Below are 20,966 nucleotides of genomic sequence, written 5' to 3'. Positions count from 1 at the left end.
TAAATTTTTGGTAAAAACGAAGATTTACTATAGTTTCAAACTATAAAGCCATATAAAATTTAAGAAAGGACTATAAAAACCCTAAAAACAGGGATATTTACGAACGTTTAGAGAGTTTGGGGATGTTAAAAATCTTGTTTTGTGATATAATGAATTATCATATAAGAGGTTAGAGGAGTTTTGAATGAAAACAGATATTGAAATCGCACAGAGTATTGAGTTGAAACCAATCGTTGATGTTGTTGAGAAACTTGGTATTTCTTACGATGATTTGGAGTTGTATGGAAAGTACAAGGCTAAACTCAGCTTTGATAAAATTCGTGCAGTTGAGGGCAATCCAGTTGGGAAATTGATCTTGGTTACTGCTATCAATCCAACGCCTGCAGGTGAAGGGAAATCAACCATTACCATTGGTCTGGCGGATGCCTTGAATAAAATTGGCAAGAAAACCATGATTGCTATCCGCGAACCATCTCTTGGTCCAGTTATGGGTATCAAGGGTGGTGCTGCTGGTGGTGGTTATGCTCAAGTGCTGCCAATGGAAGACATCAACCTTCACTTCACTGGAGACATGCATGCCATTACAACTGCTAACAATGCTCTTTCTGCTTTGATTGACAACCACTTGCACCAAGGTAATGAGTTGGGAATTGACCAACGTCGTATCCTCTGGAAACGTGTTGTAGACTTGAACGACCGTGCACTTCGTCATGTAACAGTTGGACTTGGTGGTCCTTTAAATGGTATCCCACGTGAAGATGGTTTTGACATTACCGTTGCTTCCGAAATCATGGCGATTCTTTGCTTGGCTACGGATATCGAGGACTTGAAACGTCGTTTGGCTAATATCGTTATCGGTTATCGCTATGACCGTACACCTGTTTCTGTAGGTGATTTGCAGGTTGAAGGTGCCTTGGCGTTGATCTTGAAGGATGCTATTAAGCCAAACTTGGTTCAGACAATTTACGGTACACCTGCCTTTGTACACGGTGGTCCATTTGCCAATATCGCTCATGGATGTAACTCTGTCTTGGCAACGACAACAGCCCTTCACTTGACTGATTACACAGTTACTGAAGCTGGTTTTGGTGCAGACCTTGGTGCCGAGAAATTCCTTGATATTAAGACACCAAACTTGCCAACATCTCCAGATGCAGTAGTTATTGTTGCAACCCTTCGTGCTCTTAAGATGAATGGCGGTGTGGCTAAAGACGCTTTGACAGAAGAAAACGTAGAAGCTGTTCGTGCCGGTTTTGCTAACTTGAAACGCCACGTTGAAAATATCCGTAAATTTGGAGTACCTGCAGTTGTAGCGATTAACGAATTTGTCTCTGATACTGAAGCAGAAATTGCAGCCTTGAAAGAACTTTGTGCCTCAATCGATGTACCAGTCGAGTTAGCAAGTGTCTGGGCTGATGGTGCCGAAGGTGGTGTAGCTCTTGCTGAAACGGTTGTCAAGACTATCGCTGATAACCCAGCTAACTATAAGCGTTTGTATGACAATGACCTTTCTGTCCAAGAAAAGATTGAAAAGATTGTTACTGAAATCTACCGTGGTAGCAAAGTGAACTTTGAGAAGAAAGCTCAAACACAAATCGCTCAAATCGTTCAAAACGGTTGGGACAAATTGCCAATCTGTATGGCTAAGACCCAGTATAGCTTCTCAGACAATCCAAATGCACTTGGAGCACCTGAAAACTTTGAAATTACCATTCGTGAATTGGTACCAAAATTAGGTGCAGGCTTTATCGTTGCCTTAACTGGCGATGTCATGACCATGCCAGGCCTACCAAAACGACCAGCTGCTCTCAACATGGATGTTGAAAGTGATGGAACCGTTCTAGGATTGTTCTAGTATATTGTAATTGACTTTAAATGAGTTTGGAATACTAACCAAGCTCATTTTCGATTTTAGAGAGGGGAATATATTATGTCAAAAATTCGTATAGTAAGAGAGTCGGATATTCCAGAACTGCTTGCTATTTATGCTCCTTATGTACTTAATACAGCTATTACATTTGAATATGAGGTACCAAGTGCTGAGGAATTTCAAAGAAGAATCCAAAAGACCTTGATTAAATATCCTTATCTAGTGCTAGAGGAGGAAGGCAAAATTTTGGGATATGCCTACGCATCCACCTATTATGATAGGAGAGCCTATGATTGGTCGGTTGAACTTTCCATTTATTTGCACCAAGATACCAAAGGAAGAGGTTTAGGGAGTATTTTGTATGACCATCTGGAAGAAGAACTAAAGTCAAGAGGTTTCTTACGATTTTTAGCTTGTATCGCTTTACCAAATGATAGAAGCATTTCTCTTCACCAAAAGAGGGGATATAAACAAGTGGCTCATTTCCCCAAGATTGGCTATAAGTTTGGGAAATGGCATGATATCGTTTGGATGCAAAAGTCGTTGACTCCTCGAGACGAGATGAGCTAGTCGCCTTCTACACGCAACCAGTCTAGGTAAAGATATTTTCCTTGAATTCTGATATAATAGAAATATTGACTTCAAGAGTAAGGAAGAGAAGATGAACGCATTATTAAATGGAATGAATGACCGTCAGGCTGAGGCGGTGCAAACGACAGAAGGTCCCTTGTTGATCATGGCAGGGGCTGGTTCTGGAAAGACCCGAGTTTTGACCCACCGTATCGCTTATTTGATTGATGAAAAGCTGGTCAATCCTTGGAATATCTTGGCCATTACCTTTACTAATAAGGCTGCGCGTGAGATGAAGGAGCGTGCTTATAGCCTCAATCCAGCCACTCAGGACTGTCTGATTGCGACCTTCCACTCCATGTGTGTTCGTATTTTGCGTCGCGATGCGGACCATATTGGCTACAATCGTAATTTTACAATTGTCGATCCTGGTGAACAACGAACGCTTATGAAACGTATTCTAAAGCAGTTGAACTTGGATCCTAAAAAATGGAATGAACGAACTATTTTGGGGACCATTTCCAATGCTAAGAATGATTTGATTGATGATGTTGCCTATGCTGCCCAAGCTGGTGATATGTATACGCAAATCGTGGCCCAGTGTTACACGGCTTATCAAAAAGAGCTTCGTCAGTCGGAGTCGGTTGACTTTGATGATTTGATTATGCTGACCTTGCGTCTTTTTGATAAAAATCCTGATGTTTTGACTTATTATCAGCAGAAATTTCAATACATCCACGTTGATGAGTACCAAGATACCAACCATGCTCAGTACCAACTGGTCAAACTCTTGGCTTCCCGTTTTAAAAATATCTGTGTGGTTGGGGATGCGGACCAGTCTATCTACGGTTGGCGTGGTGCTGATATGCAGAATATTTTGGATTTTGAGAAAGATTATCCCCAAGCTAAGGTTGTTTTGTTGGAGGAGAATTACCGTTCCACTAAAACCATTCTCCAAGCGGCCAACGAGGTCATTAAAAACAATAAAAACCGCCGTCCTAAGAATCTCTGGACTCAAAATGCTGATGGCGAGCAAATCGTTTACTATCGTGCCGATGATGAGCTGGATGAGGCTGTATTTGTAGCCAGAACCATCGATGAACTTAGTCGTAGTCAAAACTTCCTTCACAAGGATTTTGCAGTTCTCTATCGGACTAATGCCCAGTCCCGTACTATTGAGGAAGCCTTGCTCAAGTCAAATATCCCTTATACCATGGTTGGCGGAACCAAGTTCTACAGCCGTAAGGAAATTCGAGATATTATTGCTTATCTCAACCTTATTGCTAATTTGAGTGACAATATTAGTTTTGAGCGTATTATCAACGAGCCTAAACGCGGAATTGGTCCAGGTACAGTTGAGAAAATCCGTGATTTTGCCAATACTCAAGACATGTCTATGCTAGATGCTTCTGCAAACATCATGTTGTCTGGGATCAAGGGTAAGGCAGCCCAATCTATATGGGATTTTGCCAATATGATTCTAGATTTACGAGAGCAGCTAGATCAATTAAATATTACAGAGTTGGTTGAGGCTGTCCTAGAAAAAACAGGTTACGTTGATATTCTTAATGCCCAAGCAACTCTGGAAAGTAAGGCTCGGGTAGAAAACATCGAGGAGTTCCTCTCTGTGACGAAAAACTTTGATGACACCTCTGATGTGGCAGAAGAGGAAACTGGTCTGGACAAACTGAGTCGTTTCTTAAATGACTTGGCTTTGATTGCCGACACAGATTCAGGTAGTCAGGAGACATCAGAAGTGACCTTGATGACCCTGCATGCTGCCAAAGGTCTCGAGTTTCCAGTTGTCTTTTTGATTGGGATGGAAGAAAATGTCTTCCCGCTTAGCCGTGCGGCTGAAGATCAAGATGAACTAGAAGAAGAACGCCGTCTGGCCTATGTGGGAATTACGCGTGCAGAGAAAATTCTCTATCTGACAAATGCCAATTCGCGCCTGCTTTTTGGTCGTACCAACTACAACCGTCCGACTCGTTTTATTAACGAAATCAGTTCAGACTTACTTGAGTATCAAGGCCTAGCTCGTCCAGCAAATACAAGTTTTAAAGCATCTTATAGCAGTGGTGGTCTTGCCTTCGGTCAAGGTATGAGTCTTGCGCAGGCTCTTCAAGACCGTAAACGCAGTGCAGCACCAAAAACTATCCAGTCAAGCGGTCTTCCATTTGGTCAATATACGGCTGGTGCAAAATCAGCGTCTAGCGAGGCAAATTGGTCCATTGGTGACATTGCTCTCCACAAGAAATGGGGAGAGGGAACTGTTCTGGAAGTTTCAGGTAACGGAGCTACGCAGGAATTGAAAATCAATTTCCCAGAAGTAGGTTTGAAAAAACTTTTAGCTAGTGTAGCCCCAATTGAGAAAAAAATCTAATTTTTCATCCTTCTCACGAATAATAAAGTGAGGAGGATTTTTATGTACAGTATTTCATTCCAAGAAGATTCACTATTACCAAGAGAAAGACTGGCCAAGGAAGGAGTTGAAGCGCTCAGCAATCAAGAGTTGCTAGCTATTTTACTCAGGACAGGAACACGGCAAGCCAGTGTTTTTGAAATTGCCCAGAAAGTTTTGAACAACCTTTCAAGTCTAACGGATTTGAAAAAAATGACCCTGCAGGAATTGCAGAGTCTGTCTGGTATCGGGCGAGTTAAGGCAATAGAGTTGCAAGCCATGATTGAACTGGGGCATCGTATTCACAAACACGAGACTATTGAGATGGAAAGTATTCTCAGCAGTCAAAAGTTGGCCAAGAAGATGCAGCAGGAATTGGGCCATAAAAAACAAGAGCACCTGGTGGCGCTCTATCTCAATACTCAAAATCAAATCATCCATCAACAGACCATTTTTATCGGTTCTGCAACTCGTAGTATCGCTGAACCGCGAGAGATTCTTCACTATGCCATCAAGCATATGGCGACCTCTCTCATCTTGGTTCACAATCATCCTTCAGGAGCGGTAGCCCCTAGCCGAAATGATGATCATGTGACTAAACTTGTAAAAGAAGCCTGCGAACTGATGGGGATTGTCCTCTTGGACCATTTGATTGTCTCTCATTCTAATTACTTTAGTTATCGTGAAAAGACGGATTTAATCTAAAGTTCATTAACGACATAGTCAAAGAGATTTTTATCTTTGAGGCGATTTTCAAATAGAAATTCTGGGTGCCATTGGACACCGAGAAAGGCGACATCATCCGTGCTCATGACAGCTTCAATGATACCATCTTTAGGATCATGAGCCGCAATCTTTAAATTTGGTGCTAAATCCTTAATGCTCTGATGGTGGAAGGAGTTGATATGGGAAATTTCTCCATAGATTTCTCGAAGAACTGTATCAGGCTCTGTCATCAAGCGTTGAGTTGTGTACTCAGCAGAACAATCCTGCCAATGGTCTTCGATATCTTGGTACAAAGTTCCACCCATGGCAACGTTAAAGAGTTGAGTTCCACGGCAGACAGAAAAAATTGGCTTTTTCTGTTTAATAGCTTCCTTGATGAGGGCCAGTTCGAAGATATCTCTTTGAAGGTGGTAGTCATCGCTATCAATGGTTTTTGGTTCACCATAGAATTTTGGATCAACATTTTGCCCACCTGTCAAGATGAGCTTGTCAATCATACTGATATAGTGGCAGGCCATTTCTTGATCACCAATCGGTAGGATGATGGGAATCCCTCCAGCGTCTTTAACGCCTTCAACAAAGCCTTTTGCTACGTAGCTCATCATGATGTTATCATCTGGATGAGTTTTTTCGTTTCCTGTAATCCCTATAACTGGTTTTTTCATAAAATGATTTTCGCTTTCTAATCCTCTTTTCGCATGAAATAGAGGAGGGTTTGGAGTTCACTTGTCAAATCGACATACTGAACGACCACGTCTTTTGGTAAATGCAGATGGACTGGTGAAAAACTGAGAATTCCTTTCACGCCAGCATCCACCAAGAGATTGGCAACCTCTTGTGACTTGACGCTGGGAACTGTCAGGATAGCAGTCTTGACATCAGCATCCTTGATTTTTTCCTTGATTTGAGAAATCCCGTAAATAGGAATTCCATCAGGGGTTTGGCTACCGACTTCAGGATGATCATCTAGGTCAAAGGCCATGATAATCTTCATCTTGTTACGTTCGTGGAAGCGGTAGTGGAGAAGGGCATGGCCCATATTTCCAATACCAACCAGCATGACATTGGTAATGGAGTTATCATTGAGCAAATCGGCAAAAAACGTCATCAGTTTTTTAACATCATAGCCAAAACCACGCCGACCTAGTTCACCAAAATAGGAAAAATCACGACGTACGGTCGCTGAATCAATACCGATAGCCTCTGCAATTTGCTTAGAGTTGGCACGTTCAATCTTTTCTGCATGAAATCTCTTAAAAATTCGATAGTAGAGAGAGAGTCTTTTTGCTGTAGCTTTTGGAATAGCAGACTGTTTATCTTTCACAAAATCACAACCTTTCTATTCTTCTATTTTATAGAAACATTGTGAAAAAATCAACAAAAACAAGAAAAAACTAAGAAAAATCTTAGTTTTGATGTAAAAAATCTGCATGTGATAGAAAACGGTAGAGGTCTCCGACCAGGCCTTGATAAACTTTCTGGCCATTAAAAGTCAGAGAAGTCACATAAAGTGTATCTGGTAGGGTCACACATCCTGACAAAGCCAGCATTAGAGCCTCATAATCTTCATACTTGAGAGTCCGCTCTACATGATAGTTATCCTTATAGGTCAATTCAAACATATGGGACCTATCTTTCAGATTTTGTAAAGACACCACGCTCTACTAAACTATCCATGAGGAAATAGAATTTTTCCTGATGAATGTGGTGGTCTTCTGATTTGAAAATATCAACTAGACGTAGCCCAAACTTATCAGTGATATTGATTTTAGCACCTGTAAGTTCCTTGTTAATGATGATTTTGAGTTGGAATCCCTCACCGCTGTTTGGCACTTTTTCCAAAAGGCGAGTCAGTTCATAGTTACCAACCTTAGTCTCAAAAAAGGTGTTGTCTTTGAGGGTGAATTTTTTAACAGAAGGGTTAAGAGTGTAGTCGTAACGACAATTTTTTAACTGAATGGTTTTTTCAAATGCCATATGGCTAACCTCCGATAATTTCTTTTAAGGTTTTTGCGAGGGTTTGTAGTTCTTCAACAGTATTTTCTGGAGAGAGACTGATACGAACGGATTCCTTCAAGCGTTCTGAATTTGCTCCGTACATAGCTTCAAGAACATGGCTGGATTGGACAATGCCTGCAGTACAGGCTGAGCCAGTAGAGATTGAAATTCCAGCCAAATCTAGACGGAGGAGTAAGAGGTCATTTTTCTGACCAGGAAATCCAATATTGAGGACATAAGGGAGATGATGTTCTCCTCTATTCAGGTAATATTGAATGCCCTCTAGCTCTGCCAGAAAGGCAGTTTCTAGATTTTGTACATGTTGAAAATGTTCTTCTTGCTGTTCTAGGTTTTCTTTTAGGGCTGCAACCATACCTACGATGGCAGCTAAATTTTCAGTTCCTGCTCGTTTTTTCTGTTCTTGGTCTCCGCCATGTAGATAGGAATCAAAGTCCATGCTAGATGCGTAGAGAAAGCCGACTCCCTTAGGACCATGGAACTTGTGGGCAGAAGCAGTGAGAAAATCAATGCCCAATTCTTCTGGGTGTATAGGGATTTTACCAATAGCCTGAACTGCATCGACATGATAGGCAGCAGGGTGTCGCTTGAGTATTTGGCCAATTTCAGCAATGGGAAGTAGGTTTCCTGTCTCATTATTGGCAAACATGGTAGAAACCAAAATCGTATCGTCACGTAAGGCCTCTTGAATTTGCTGGGCGGTGATTTCTTGATTTTCTGGTTGGATAATGGTTGCTTCAAAACCAAAGTGTTGAACCAAGTAATCAATGGTTTCAAGGACAGCATGGTGCTCAATGGCAGTTGTGATGATATGTTTTCCTTGCTCTTGGTGACGAAGGCAGTAACCAATGATAGCAGTATTGTTGCCTTCAGTCCCACCAGAAGTGAAAAAGATATGTTGAGGTTTTGTCCCCAGTAACTGAGCTAGTTCCTGACGGGCTTCTCGCAAGAGTTTACCAGCTTGACGACCATGACCATGAATACTAGAAGGATTTCCATAGGTTTCTTGCATAACCTTGGTCATAGCTGAAATAGCAACTGCTGACATAGGAGTCGTGGCAGCATTGTCCAAATAAATCAAAGAATCACCTTATTTCTTTTTGTTGTAGGCAAAGAGTGGGCTGACTGGTTTTCTTTCGTGGATACGGACGATGGCATCACCAATTAACTCACTAGCAGTGATGTAGCATACGTTTTTAGGAGTTTTTTCTTTTGTTGCTACTGAATCAGTCACAAGAATTTCTTTAATCTTAGTATTGTCAAGAAGTTCAGCAGCGCCTTCGACGAAGAGACCGTGACTAGAAACAGCATAAATTTCTGTAGCCCCTTCACGTTCAACGATTTTAGCAGCTTCAGAGAAGGTACGTCCAGTATTTAAAATATCGTCAATCAAGATAGCTTTTTTACCTTCAACATCACCGATGATATAACCTTCGTTGCGAGTTGCATCGTCTTGAGGGTAGTCGATAATGGCGATAGGAGCATCAAGATATTCAGCCAAGCTACGAGCACGTTTTACACCTGAATTTTTAGGGCTAACCACGACAACATCTGAACCGAGTAGGCCCTTATCGCAGTAATGTTTTGCAAATAGAGGAACTGTATAGAGGTTGTCAACAGGAATATCAAAGAAGCCTTGCACCTGAACAGCATGCAAATCAAGCGTAAGGACACGGTCAACACCAGCCTTAACCAGCATATTAGCAACTAGTTTAGCTGTAAGTGGCTCACGTGGTGAAGCAATGCGGTCTTGACGTGCATAGCCAAAATATGGAAGGACAACGTTGATACTGTGGGCACTTGCGCGCACACAAGCGTCAACCATGATCAACAATTCCATTAGGTGGTTGTTAACAGGGAAACTTGTAGACTGGATGATGTAAACATCATAACCACGGACACTTTCTTCGATATTCACTTGGATTTCTCCGTCTGAAAATTGACGTGATGATAGTTTTCCAAGCGGTACACCAACAGCTTGTGCAATTTTCTGTGCAATCTCTTGGTTAGAGTTGAGTGCGAAAAGTTTCATGTTTTTTCTATCTGACATTATAGACCGTCCTCTGTAAACTTTTTAAATCCTAGTCATATCTGCCTAGCCTATATGAACTGGGATTTTTGTATTTTATCTCTTCTATTTTACCAAAAAATGGAGATTATTTCAGCTATTTTTCATGCTTTTGACAAATCGAACCAATTTTGAAGGAGCTGTTTGGTAGGAAATCTGATTTTCCTCTAAAAAATGTTGGAAATCCTGTTTGCCTTGCTCGTGATTCTCAACTTCAAGCTCTAATTCGTAATCGGTAATATCAAAGTATTGACTCTCATCCAGCGCCATGAGACCAATTGGTGTTTGCGTTTCATAGCGAAGCGTTGTGAGACAACCAAGAAACTGCCACTTATTAGTTTGGATACCATGTTTAGCTAATTCATTAAGAACCAGCCCCTGAGGAAGTTCTTCCTTAGCCAGATAGTTTTCAGCATTTTTTAGTTGCAATTTTTGGTTGTATTCCATGTTTCCAACACTTTGCGGGACTTTGAGTGTCAATTCAGCCCAGTCTTCAAAGGTTCGAATGCGCATAGCAACTTTCTTTTCTCGTAGTTCAAAATCAGGCGTGTCGATGTAGTAATTTTTTTGAAGAACAGGTTTAACATCAGTGAACTGCTCTTTTAGACGATTATATTCATCTTTTTTCAATAGTGTTTTCAATTCAATTTCTAAATGTTTCATTTTTCTTACCTTTTATTTATCGTTGAAAGCGGATTATATGATATAATAGCATTGTATTTATTGTATATGAATCTGGAGAAAAAATCAAAGATATTTTTGAAGGATAATATGAGAACAAGGGAGAATATATGACCTTAGAATGGGAAGAATTTCTAGATCCTTACATTCAAGCTGTTGGTGAGTTAAAAATTAAACTTCGTGGTATTCGTAAGCAATATCGTAAACAAAATAAGCATTCTCCAATTGAGTTTGTGACTGGTCGAGTCAAGCCAATTGAGAGCATTAAGGAAAAAATGGCTCGTCGTGGCATTACTTATGCGACCTTGGAACATGATTTGCAGGATATTGCTGGCTTGCGTGTGATGGTCCAGTTTGTTGATGACGTCAAGGAAGTAGTGGAAATTTTGCACAAGCGTCAGGACATGCGAATCATACAGGAACGAGATTACATTACTCATCGAAAAGCATCAGGCTATCGTTCCTATCATGTGGTAGTAGAATATACGGTTGATACCATCAATGGAGCCAAGACCATTTTGGCGGAAATTCAAATACGTACTTTGGCCATGAATTTCTGGGCAACGATAGAACATTCTCTCAACTACAAGTACCAAGGGGATTTCCCAGAGGAAATTAAGAAGCGGCTGGAAATTACGGCTAAGATTGCCCATCAGTTAGATGAAGAAATGGGTAAAATTCGTGATGATATCCAGGAAGCCCAGGCTCTTTTTGATCCTTTGAGTAGAAAATTAAATGACGGTGTAGGAAACAGTGACGATACAGATGAAGAATACAGGTAAACGAATTGATCTTATAGCCAATAGAAAACCGCAGAGTCAAAAGGTTTTGTATGAATTGCGAGATCGTTTGAAGAGAAATCAGTTTATACTCAATGATACCAATCCGGACATTGTCATTTCCATTGGTGGGGATGGTATGCTCTTGTCGGCTTTTCATAAGTACGAAAACCAGCTTGACAAGGTCCGCTTTATCGGTGTTCACACTGGACATTTGGGCTTCTATACAGACTATCGTGATTTTGAGTTGGACAAGCTAGTGACTAATTTGCAGCTAGACACTGGAGCAAGAGTCTCTTACCCTGTTCTAAATGTGAAGGTCTTTCTTGGAAATGGTGAAGTGAAGATTTTTAGAGCACTAAATGAAGCTAGTATCCGAAGGTCAGATCGAACAATGGTAGCAGATATTGTAATCAATGGTGTCCCCTTTGAACGTTTTCGAGGAGACGGACTAACAGTTTCAACTCCGACTGGTAGTACGGCCTATAACAAGTCGCTCGGTGGAGCTGTTTTACACCCTACCATTGAAGCTCTGCAGTTGACGGAAATTGCCAGCCTTAATAATCGCGTCTATCGAACGCTAGGTTCGTCCATTATTGTTCCTAAGAAGGATAAGATTGAACTCATTCCAACGAGAAACGATTACCATACTATTTCGGTTGACAATAGTGTTTATTCCTTCCGTAATATCGAAAGAATTGAGTATCAAATTGACCATCATAAGATTCACTTTGTCGCTACACCGAGTCACACCAGTTTCTGGAATCGTGTTAAGGATGCTTTTATTGGCGAGGTGGATGAATGAGGTTTGAATTTATCGCAGATGAGCATGTCAAGATTAAGACCTTCTTAAAAAAGCACGAGATTTCTAAGGGGCTTCTGGCTAAGATTAAATTTCGAGGCGGAGCTATTCTGGTCAATGATCAACCACAAAATGCAACCTATCTATTGGATCTTGGAGACCGCGTTGTCATTGATATTCCCGCTGAGGAAGGCTTTGAAACTCTAGAAGCTATCGAGCGCCCATTGGATATTCTTTATGAGGATGACCATTTTCTAGTCTTGAACAAACCCTATGGAGTTGCTTCTATTCCTAGTGTCAATCACTCCAATACCATTGCCAATTTTATCAAGGGTTACTATGTCAAGCAAAACTATGAAAATCAGCAGGTTCACATTGTAACTAGGCTTGATAGAGATACTTCTGGCTTGATGCTCTTTGCTAAGCACGGCTATGCCCATGCACGATTAGACAAGCAGTTGCAGAAAAAGTCTATTGAAAAACGCTACTTTGCTTTGGTTAAAGGTGATGGACACTTGGAGCCAGAGGGGGAAATTATTGCCCCGATTGCGCGTGATGAAGACTCCATTATCACCAGAAGAGTGGCTAAAGGTGGAAAGTATGCCCATACTTCATATAAGATTGTAGCATCTTATGGGAATATTCATTTGGTAGACATTCGCCTGCATACTGGACGTACTCACCAAATCCGAGTCCACTTTTCTCATATTGGTTTTCCTTTGTTGGGAGATGACTTGTATGGAGGTAGTCTGGACGACGGTATCCAACGGCAGGCTCTGCATTGCCATTACCTATCCTTCTATCATCCATTTTTAGAGCAAGATTTGCAGTTAGAAAGTCCCTTGCCGGATGATTTCAGTAACCTTATTACCCAGTTATCAACTAATACTCTATAAAAACTAATTCAGAGTATAATTTATTTTTAAAAGGAGAAAACTCATGGAAGTTTTTGAAAGTCTCAAAGCCAACCTTGTTGGTAAAAATGCTCGTATCGTTCTCCCTGAAGGGGAAGAGCCTCGTATTCTTCAAGCGACTAAACGCTTGGTAAAAGAAACAGAAGTGATTCCTGTTTTGCTTGGAAATCCTGAAAAAATTAAAATTTATCTTGAAATTGAAGGGATCATGGATGGTTATGAAGTCATTGACCCTCAACATTATCCTCAATTTGAAGAAATGGTTGCTGCTCTAGTGGAGCGTCGCAAGGGCAAAATGTCTGAAGAAGATGCACGCAAGGTTTTGGTTGAAGATGTCAATTACTTTGGTGTTATGTTGGTTTACTTGGGCTTGGTTGATGGAATGGTATCTGGAGCTATTCACTCAACAGCTTCAACAGTTCGCCCAGCCCTACAAATCATCAAAACTCGTCCAAATGTAACGCGTACTTCAGGTGCCTTCCTCATGGTTCGTGGTACGGAACGCTACCTATTTGGAGACTGTGCTATCAATATCAATCCAGATGCAGAAGCCTTGGCTGAAATTGCAATCAACTCAGCAATCACAGCTAAGATGTTTGGCATCGAACCTAAAATTGCTATGCTGAGCTATTCTACTAAGGGTTCAGGGTTTGGTGAAAGCGTTGATAAGGTCGTTGAAGCAACTAAAATTGCTCACGACTTGCGTCCTGACCTTGAAATCGATGGGGAATTGCAATTTGATGCAGCCTTCGTTCCAGAAACTGCAGCTCTGAAAGCTCCTGGAAGTACGGTAGCTGGTCAAGCAAATGTCTTCATCTTCCCAGGTATCGAGGCAGGAAATATCGGTTACAAGATGGCAGAACGTCTTGGCGGTTTTGCGGCTGTTGGACCTGTTTTGCAAGGTTTGAACAAACCAGTTAACGACCTCTCTCGTGGATGTAATGCTGATGATGTGTACAAGTTGACCCTTATCACAGCAGCTCAAGCAGTTCATCAATAAAGAGAAATTGTACTAAATAGTTCGTATTTATAATCAAAAAACGCATAGTATCAAGTGCTGAGTCCTTGATATTATGCGTTTTATTATGAAAAATATTTATTAGATCTTATACTCGTATTGGATGTGGTCATTCAGACTCTGTTTTGATTGGATTATGATTGAAATTAGTTTCAAATAATTTAGAATTTTTAACTATAAAGATGCAAGCGTGACTTACCGTTTCAATGGAACTAAGGCTTATGTCGTATCTACAGTGGATCCAAACCACGGTGAAATGTCGGTTTACGTTGATGGTCAAAAGGTTGCAGACGTACAAACCAATAATGCAGCTCGTAAACGTAGCCAGATGGTTTATGAAACAGATGACTTGGCTCCAGGTGAACATACCATCAAACTCGTCAACAAAACTGGCAAAGCTATTGCAACTGAAGGTATTTATACGCTCAACAATGCTGGTAAGGGTATGTTTGAGTTGAAAGAAACAACCTATGAAGTTCAAAAAGGCCAACCTGTCACTGTAACCATTAAACGTGTTGGTGGTAGCAAAGGAGCTGCAACCGTCCATGTCGTGACTGAACCAGGAACAGGGGTTCACGGTAAAGTTTACAAGGATACAACAGCTGATTTGACCTTCCAAGATGGTGAAACCGAAAAGACTTTGACAATTCCGACAATTGATTTTACTGAGCAAGCTGATTCAATCTTTGACTTTAAAGTGAAAATGACAAGCGCATCAGATAATGCCTTGCTTGGATTTGCTTCAGAAGCAACTGTTCGAGTAATGAAGGCTGACTTACTTCAAAAAGACCAAGTCAGTCATGATGACCAGGCCAGTCAACTTGATTATAGCCCAGGTTGGCATCATGAAACCAATTCGGCAGGTAAATACCAAAATACTGAGTCTTGGGCATCCTTTGGTCGTTTGACTGAAGAGCAAAAGAAAAATGCTAGCGTAACAGCCTATTTCTATGGAACAGGTCTTGAAATTAAAGGTTTTGTTGATCCTGGACATGGTATCTACAAGGTTACTCTAGATGGTAAAGAACTTGAGTATCAAGATGGTCAAGGAAATGCTACTGATGTCAATGGTAAGAAGTACTTCAGTGGAACAGCAACTACACGTCAAGGTGATCAGACTCTTGTTCGTTTGACTGGACTCGAACAAGGTTGGCATGCTGTAACCTTGCAATTAGATCCAAAACGAAATGATACCTCTAGAAATATTGGTATTCAAGTTGATAAGTTCATCACTCGTGGAGAAGATAGCGCTCTTTATACCAAAGAAGAATTAGTTCAAGCTATGAAGAACTGGAAGGATGAATTGGCTAAATTTGACCAAATAAGTTTGAAGAATACTCCAGAGGCGCGTCAAGCCTTCAAGTCAAACTTAGATAAATTATCTGAACAACTTTCAGCAAGTCCAGCCAGTGCTCAAGAAATTCTGAAAACAGCCACAGCCTTGCAAGCTATTCTTGATAAGGAAGAAAACTATGGTATCGAAGAAACACCATCCCAGCCAGAAGAGCCTAACTACGACAAGGCCATGGCAAGCTTGACAGAGGCTATCCAAAACAAGAGCAAGGAACTAGGCAGCGATAAAGAAGCTAAGAAGAAACTAGTTGAGTTATCAGAACAAGCACTTACAGCTATCCAAGAAGCTAAGACACAAGATGCAGTAGACAAAGCCTTGCAAGCGGCTCTAACTTCTATTAACCAACTTCAGGCGACTCCGAAAGAGGAGCCAACACCATCCCAGCCAGAAGAGCCTAACTACGACAAGGCTATGGCAAGCTTGGCAGAGGCTATCCAAAACAAGAGCAAGGAACTAGGAAGCGATAAAGAAGCTAAGAAGAAACTAGTTGAATTATCAGAACAAGCACTTACAGCTATCCAAGAAGCTAAGACACAAGATGCAGTAGACAAAGTCTTGCAAGCAGCTCTAACTTCTATTAACCAACTTCAGGCGACTCCGAAAGAGGAAGTGAAACATTCCATAGTTCCAACGGATGGAGATAAGGAACTAGTTCAACCTCAACCAAGTCTTGAAGTAGTAGAAAAAGTAATTAACTTCAAGAAAGTTAAACAAGAAGATTCAAGTCTTCCAAAAGGTGAAACTCGAGTGACTCAGGTAGGTCGTGCAGGCAAGGAACGTATCTTGACTGAAGTAGCACCAGATGGAAGCCGTACTATAAAACTTCGTGAAGTTGTTGAAGTTGCGCAAGATGAAATTGTGTTGGTTGGAACTAAGAAAGAAGAATCAGGTAAAATCGTATCAGCTGACCATAAGGTACCAGAATTTACTGGTGGTGTGTCTAATTCTGAAGCAGCTATTCACAACTTACCAGAGTTTACTGGTGGTGTGTCTGATTCTGAAGCAGCTATTCACAACTTACCAGAGTTTACTGGTGGTGTGTCTGATTCTGAAGCAGCTATTCACAACTTACCAGAGTTTACTGGTAGTATGACTGGTTCTGAAGGAGTTACTCATGGAGTTTCGAACGTTGAGGAAGGAGTTCCTAGTGGAGAAGCTGCAAGTCATCAAGAATCAGGATTTACTAGCGATGTAACTGCCTCTGAAACAACTATGAATGAAATCGTAGATAAAAATGATGAGAAGTCATATGTAGTTCCGTCTATGTTAGAAGATAAGACTTATCAGGCACCTGCAAATCGTCAAGAAATTCTACCTAAAACAGGAAGTGAAGATGGTTCTGCTTTTGCATCTGTAGGAATTATGGGCATGTTCTTAGGAATGATTGGAATAGTCAAAAGAAAAAAAGACTAATTAATGTAAAATGTCCCTAAATAGTGTATTCGAATTGGATGCAAGAAGGTTGTAACAATTAGTTTTAGATTGTTTTCCTTGTATTAAGTGGAATACAATCAAGTAGACGAGAGAATTGGGAGATAACTAAAGGGGCAGGGAAAGAAGTCACTTCTAATACTTAATGAAAATCAAAGAGCAAACTAGGAAACTAGTCGCAGACTGTACTTGAGTACAGCAAGGCGACGTTGACGTGGTTTGAAGAGATTTTTGAAGAGTATAAAATACTAAAACCGAGCATTTCCGTAGTTGGATAGGCTCGGTTTTTTATCAATTATTTATAAGCTACGATACCAATGATTGTATCAACTGCACGTTCCATAGTCTGAAGGCTAACGTATTCAAAACGTCCGTGCATATTCTCGCCACCAGCAAAGATATTAGGTGTTGGGATTCCCATAAAGGAAATCTTAGAGCCGTCTGTCCCTCCACGGATTGGTTCGATAATAGGAGTGATACCCAAATCTTCCATAACTGCTTTGGCAATGGTAATTGGAGTCATATCTTTCTCAATGATTTCTTTCATATTGTAGTACTGGTCTATCAGGTTTAGGGTGACACGGTCGCTTCTAAGTTCTTGATTCATCTTATCAGCGATAGACTGCATGGCTGCTTTACGAGCTTCAAAGGAATCTTTTTCAAAATCACGAATGATGTAGCTAGCACGCGCCTCTTCGACACTACCTGTCACATCCATTAGATGGTAAAAACCTTGGTAACCATCAGTTAACTCAGGTCTGTCATTCTCTGGAAGTTGATTGTGAAAATCAATTGCTAGCTGAAGAGCATTAACCATTTGCCCTTTGGCAGTACCAGGGTGGACATTACGACCTTGGAAATGCAATTCAGCACCAGCTGCTGAGAAAGTTTCGTACTGAAGTTCTCCTAGTGGTCCTCCATCAACAGTGTAGGCAAAATCCACATCAAAATCATCTGCATCAAATTTATTAGCACCAATACCGATTTCCTCATCTGGACCAAAACCAACACGAATCTCACAGTGTTTGATTTCAGGATGGGCAGTCAGATATTCAATAGCAGTCATAATTTCAGCAATCCCTGACTTGTCATCAGCACCTAGTAAGGTTGTTCCATCGGTTGTGATGAGTGTTTGTCCTGGATATTTTTCAAGACTCTTAAAGTCAGCTGGATCGAGTTTGAAACCAGAATTTCCTAGTTCAATTACACCACCATCGTAGTTTTCAATTACCTGTGGATTGACTCCTTCGGCATTAAAGTCAGCAGTATCCATGTGAGATATAAAGCCAATTTTACGTGTTAAAGATGGATCATTGGCTGGCAAAGTTCCAATAGCAAAACCATTTGGTAGATAATAAACATTTTGTAATCCAACACGTTTCATTTCAGGAATTAGGACATTTGTTGCAAAGTCAACCTGACTCTGCGTACTTGGAGTAGTAGTAGAGTGTTCATCAGAGCGCGTGTTGACCTTAACGTAGGTTAAGAAGCGGTCCAAGAGATTTGGGTAAGTCATAAAAAACTCCTTTTGAATTCATTTTTTCCATTGTATCATAGAAAGAAGAGAAAAACAAAAGACAGAAGTTAGGGAAATTCTCTATGTTAGCGTTTACTTATTAATGGATTCATGATAAAATAAACTTGATAAAAACATCACAAGGAAGCAGTTATGAAAAAAGCAATTTTAATGATGACTTTCGGTTCGCCAGAAGAGATTACCTTTGAAGGTGTGGCTGATTTTTTCACAAATATTCGTCGTGGAGTGAGACCTCAAGACCACGAGATTCAAACACTCTATGATAATTATGTACTTATTGGAGGTACGCCTCTGCAAAGAATTACCCGTGAAGAAGTTGCCTTAGTAGAAGCTAGACTGGGGAATGAGTATAGTGTCTATTTTGCCAATAAATTTTCCAGACCTTTTATTCCAGATGTGATTAGTCAGATGGAAGCAGACGGAATCGAGCAATGTATTTGTTTGATTTTGGAGCCTCATTATTCTTTTTACTCTGTCATGGGTTATGAGAAATTTTTAGAAAGCAAGCAAATTCAATTTTTGGTCATTAAGGATTGGTATCAAGAAGAAGCTCTCTTAAACTATTGGACAGATGAAATTGCTAAGATTTTAAAAGAAGAAGTAAAGCAGGATAGCTTTAAAGTCATCTTTTCAGCCCATAGTGTGCCTATTTTTGCCTTGGATTTTGGTGATCCATATATTGACCAAATTTTCGAAAATAGCAAGCTAGTCGCTGAAAAACTAGGCTTGAGTTCAGAGCAATATACTAACACTTGGCAGAGTGAAAGTGATATCGGGATTCCATGGATTAAGCCAGATGTTTTAGAGTATCTCAGAGAACAGAAAGAACATCCAGACCATTATATTTTTGTACCTATTAGTTTCATCAGTGAGCACATTGAGGTCTTGTTTGACAATGATGTGGAATGTTATGACTTATGTCAGGAATTTGGGGTAAACTACCATCGTCCACCAATGCCAAATACAGATTCTCGCTTGATTGATGCCTTGGTCAATACAGTCAGAGCCAATGAACATCAAGAGTTTAAAGAATTTCTCCCAGAAGAAGAAACCTTTGATGAATTAGTTCCTTCAGACGAGACTAAAAACATTTTGGCCGAATCTCAAGATTTACAAATGCCAGAATTTGTGAAAAAACTGATTGAGAAAAAAGGTCGGGAAAATGTTAAGATGCCTTATCTTATCAAGAAAATGCTTGAGAAAGCAGGTAAGTTATCAAAAGAGTAAAGAAAAAGGATTTAGCTTTTCGCTAGATCCTTTTAAACGATTATTTTTTCTCAAGAAGCGCTTTGATTTCTTGAAGTACTTCCAACTCAGTTGGACCAGCTGGAACTTCTTCAGCAGCTTCTTCTTTTTTAGTAAGGCTTTGAGCTTTTTCCATAGCTTTAATCACAAAGAAGAGAACAGTACCGACAACAAGGAAGTTGATAATAGCACTCAAGAATTTACCATATGTAACACCATTCCATGCAAGTTCAGCGATATTTTGTACTTTCGCTGCTTCCAAAGCTGGGTTCAATAGAAGTGGGGTGATGATATCGTTAACGAATGAAGTTACGATAGCACCAAAAGCAGAGGCAATGATCACACCGACAGCAAGGTCAACAACATTACCACGAAGCAAAAATGCTTTAAGATCTTTTAACATTTTCATAATATCCTTTCAAAAATTTTTACTATTTATTATATATTAATTAAGAAAAGCTTGCAAGATATATGCTCAGAAGTTTTATTTGTTAAAAACATAGACCTTGCTTAAAATGTAATTAAGAATAATTATCAATAATTGTGCAATTATCGTTTCAATTGCATTTACCTTATCAAGATTTTCATTTACAAATTGCCCTATGATATGAGGGAATTGAGTCACAAACAGAAAAGTAAAGAGCAAATCTAACAGAAAAGTAGAAAGGCGGGCAAGAAAAAATTTCACTAAACGGATAAGTCGACTCTTCCTTGTTTGCTTAAACACGATTGTATCATTTGTGATAAAGGCAAAGAGGATACCGATAATATTTGCTAGTCCAGTAGCAAGAAGTTCCTGATGACTTAGTTGATAAATGACGAATCGTGAGAGAATCGAAACTAGAGTTGTCGCAAGGCCAAAGAAGAGATAGGCTAAGATTTCATTGTTAAAAAATTTTTGAATAGGAATTTTCATGGTTTAAGTATAGCATAAAGCAGGCTATTGTGCTATACTGGTAAGGTTGAATAAAGCAACCCTTGGTGCTTAGCTTCTTTCACCAAGCATATTACACGCGGGCAACCGCCAAAGGAGAAAAGATGAAAAAATTAACTATTCGTGATGTTGCAGATATCGCAATCGTTGCTGCTATCTATGTCGTTTTGACTGTTACACCGCCCCTAAATGCCATCAGCTATGGTGCTTATCAGTTTCGTATTTCAGAAATGATGAACTTTATGGCTTTTTACAATCCTAAGTACATAATCGGAGTTACCATCGGTTGTATGATTGCTAATTTCTTTAGCTTCGGACTGTTAGATGTCTTTGTTGGTGGTGGTTCAACCTTGATATTCCTCAGTCTAGGTGTTTGGCTTTTTGCAAAATACAGCAAAGATTACCTCTTTAACGGATTGATTCGAAAAGATCATTTCTTATTTTCAATCCTCTTTTCAATTTCCATGTTCACCATCGCTGCGGAGTTAAATATTGTAGCAGAATTACCATTTTTCCTTACTTGGTTTACAACAGGTATCGGTGAATTTGCCTCATTGATTATTGGAGCGATTATTATTGGTAAAATTGGTCGTCGAATTGATTTAAGCAAATAGAAGAAG

General features: G+C 40.1%; 21 protein-coding genes, 1 pseudogene and 1 riboswitch. Of the genes and pseudogenes, 12 read left to right on the top strand and 10 right to left on the bottom strand.

The window, feature by feature from the left end:
* The first annotated feature begins 184 nt into the window (after nucleotides 1–184).
* The 4 genes from B7695_RS05540 (at nucleotide 185) to radC (ending at nucleotide 5,546) form a co-directional block, all read left to right on the top strand.
* Nucleotides 185–1,855: a formate--tetrahydrofolate ligase gene (locus B7695_RS05540; protein WP_084890281.1), complete on the top strand. Its 1,671-nt coding sequence runs from the start codon at nucleotides 185–187 to the stop codon at nucleotides 1,853–1,855.
* A gap of 75 nt (nucleotides 1,856–1,930) precedes the next feature.
* Entirely contained in the window at nucleotides 1,931–2,440 is a 510-nt protein-coding gene (locus B7695_RS05535) for a GNAT family N-acetyltransferase (protein ID WP_084890279.1), read from the top strand.
* A 91-nt stretch (nucleotides 2,441–2,531) separates the two neighbouring features.
* Nucleotides 2,532–4,823 (top strand): DNA helicase PcrA, encoded by a 2,292-nt coding sequence (gene pcrA / locus B7695_RS05530; protein WP_084890276.1) that lies wholly within the window; start codon nucleotides 2,532–2,534, stop codon nucleotides 4,821–4,823.
* Nucleotides 4,824–4,865: 42 nt separating this feature from the next.
* A complete protein-coding gene (gene radC / locus B7695_RS05525; RefSeq protein ID WP_084890274.1) occupies nucleotides 4,866–5,546 on the top strand; it encodes a RadC family protein in 681 nt (226 codons plus the stop codon).
* Here the strand turns inward: radC and B7695_RS05520 are convergent.
* The 7 genes from B7695_RS05520 to B7695_RS05490 form a co-directional block, all read right to left on the bottom strand.
* Nucleotides 5,543–6,232 (bottom strand): gamma-glutamyl-gamma-aminobutyrate hydrolase family protein, encoded by a 690-nt coding sequence (locus tag B7695_RS05520; protein ID WP_084890272.1) that lies wholly within the window; start codon nucleotides 6,230–6,232, stop codon nucleotides 5,543–5,545. The two genes, radC and B7695_RS05520, sit on opposite strands and share 4 nt — an antisense overlap.
* A 17-nt stretch (nucleotides 6,233–6,249) precedes the next feature.
* Complete coding sequence (locus B7695_RS05515) at nucleotides 6,250–6,891, bottom strand: redox-sensing transcriptional repressor Rex (protein WP_084890269.1); 642 nt, start codon at nucleotides 6,889–6,891, stop codon at nucleotides 6,250–6,252.
* A gap of 82 nt (nucleotides 6,892–6,973) precedes the next feature.
* A complete protein-coding gene (locus tag B7695_RS05510) occupies nucleotides 6,974–7,189 on the bottom strand; it encodes a DUF4649 family protein (protein WP_000462489.1) in 216 nt (71 codons plus the stop codon).
* 7 nt (nucleotides 7,190–7,196) lie between these two features.
* Nucleotides 7,197–7,544 carry a DUF1831 domain-containing protein gene (locus B7695_RS05505; RefSeq protein WP_084890267.1) on the bottom strand — a complete coding sequence of 116 codons (348 nt, stop codon included), beginning with the start codon at nucleotides 7,542–7,544 and terminating at the stop codon, nucleotides 7,197–7,199.
* A gap of 4 nt (nucleotides 7,545–7,548) precedes the next feature.
* On the bottom strand, nucleotides 7,549–8,664 hold the full coding sequence (locus B7695_RS05500) for a cysteine desulfurase family protein (RefSeq protein ID WP_084890265.1): 1,116 nt from the start codon (nucleotides 8,662–8,664) through the stop codon (nucleotides 7,549–7,551).
* Nucleotides 8,665–8,673: 9 nt separating this feature from the next.
* Entirely contained in the window at nucleotides 8,674–9,633 is a 960-nt protein-coding gene (locus tag B7695_RS05495; RefSeq protein ID WP_001283822.1) for a ribose-phosphate diphosphokinase, read from the bottom strand.
* Between the two features lie 111 nt (nucleotides 9,634–9,744).
* Nucleotides 9,745–10,314: a CYTH domain-containing protein gene (locus B7695_RS05490; RefSeq protein WP_084890264.1), complete on the bottom strand. Its 570-nt coding sequence runs from the start codon at nucleotides 10,312–10,314 to the stop codon at nucleotides 9,745–9,747.
* Between the two features lie 128 nt (nucleotides 10,315–10,442).
* Here B7695_RS05490 and yjbM point away from each other — a divergent pair, with 128 nt between their 5' ends.
* From yjbM to B7695_RS11840, 6 genes and pseudogenes are all read left to right on the top strand, one after another.
* Complete coding sequence (gene yjbM / locus B7695_RS05485; protein ID WP_084890261.1) at nucleotides 10,443–11,114, top strand: GTP diphosphokinase; 672 nt, start codon at nucleotides 10,443–10,445, stop codon at nucleotides 11,112–11,114.
* Complete coding sequence (locus tag B7695_RS05480) at nucleotides 11,098–11,916, top strand: NAD kinase (protein ID WP_084890259.1); 819 nt, start codon at nucleotides 11,098–11,100, stop codon at nucleotides 11,914–11,916. The genes yjbM and B7695_RS05480 overlap by 17 nt, the downstream gene beginning before the upstream one ends.
* Nucleotides 11,913–12,809, top strand: a complete 897-nt coding sequence (locus B7695_RS05475) for an RluA family pseudouridine synthase (RefSeq protein WP_084890257.1) — start codon at nucleotides 11,913–11,915, stop codon at nucleotides 12,807–12,809. Before B7695_RS05480 ends, B7695_RS05475 begins: the two co-directional genes overlap by 4 nt.
* Before the next feature lie 43 nt (nucleotides 12,810–12,852).
* Nucleotides 12,853–13,827, top strand: coding sequence for a phosphate acetyltransferase (pta, locus tag B7695_RS05470; RefSeq protein ID WP_000451580.1), 975 nt, complete (start codon nucleotides 12,853–12,855; stop codon nucleotides 13,825–13,827).
* Between the two features lie 190 nt (nucleotides 13,828–14,017).
* Nucleotides 14,018–16,090 (top strand): annotated as a pseudogene (locus B7695_RS05465) (G5 domain-containing protein); the annotation flags it as partial.
* A 3-nt stretch (nucleotides 16,091–16,093) separates the two neighbouring features.
* Entirely contained in the window at nucleotides 16,094–16,612 is a 519-nt protein-coding gene (locus B7695_RS11840) for an SIALI-17 repeat-containing surface protein (RefSeq protein WP_474104096.1), read from the top strand.
* A 313-nt stretch (nucleotides 16,613–16,925) separates the two neighbouring features.
* On the opposite strand, the gene pepT is transcribed toward B7695_RS11840, so the two are convergent.
* Entirely contained in the window at nucleotides 16,926–18,146 is a 1,221-nt protein-coding gene (gene pepT / locus B7695_RS05460) for a peptidase T (protein ID WP_084890254.1), read from the bottom strand.
* Nucleotides 18,147–18,299: 153 nt separating this feature from the next.
* Here pepT and hemH point away from each other — a divergent pair, with 153 nt between their 5' ends.
* Entirely contained in the window at nucleotides 18,300–19,394 is a 1,095-nt protein-coding gene (gene hemH, locus B7695_RS05455; RefSeq protein WP_084890251.1) for a ferrochelatase, read from the top strand.
* A gap of 40 nt (nucleotides 19,395–19,434) precedes the next feature.
* Here the strand turns inward: hemH and mscL are convergent, their stop codons facing one another.
* Both mscL and B7695_RS05445 read right to left on the bottom strand, forming a co-directional pair.
* Entirely contained in the window at nucleotides 19,435–19,815 is a 381-nt protein-coding gene (gene mscL, locus B7695_RS05450) for a large conductance mechanosensitive channel protein MscL (protein WP_084890390.1), read from the bottom strand.
* An 81-nt stretch (nucleotides 19,816–19,896) separates the two neighbouring features.
* Nucleotides 19,897–20,328 carry a GtrA family protein gene (locus B7695_RS05445; protein ID WP_084890249.1) on the bottom strand — a complete coding sequence of 144 codons (432 nt, stop codon included), beginning with the start codon at nucleotides 20,326–20,328 and terminating at the stop codon, nucleotides 19,897–19,899.
* 28 nt (nucleotides 20,329–20,356) lie between these two features.
* Nucleotides 20,357–20,453, top strand: a riboswitch (PreQ1 riboswitch).
* Here B7695_RS05445 and B7695_RS05440 point away from each other — a divergent pair.
* On the top strand, nucleotides 20,451–20,960 hold the full coding sequence (locus B7695_RS05440) for a QueT transporter family protein (RefSeq protein ID WP_084890246.1): 510 nt from the start codon (nucleotides 20,451–20,453) through the stop codon (nucleotides 20,958–20,960). (Overlaps the previous riboswitch by 3 nt.)
* Nucleotides 20,961–20,966: the final 6 nt, after the last annotated feature.

The organism is Streptococcus mitis, assembly GCF_002096845.1.
Taxonomy (GTDB): domain Bacteria; phylum Bacillota; class Bacilli; order Lactobacillales; family Streptococcaceae; genus Streptococcus; species Streptococcus mitis_A.
This window is presented reverse-complemented; position numbering and strand designations above follow the sequence as displayed.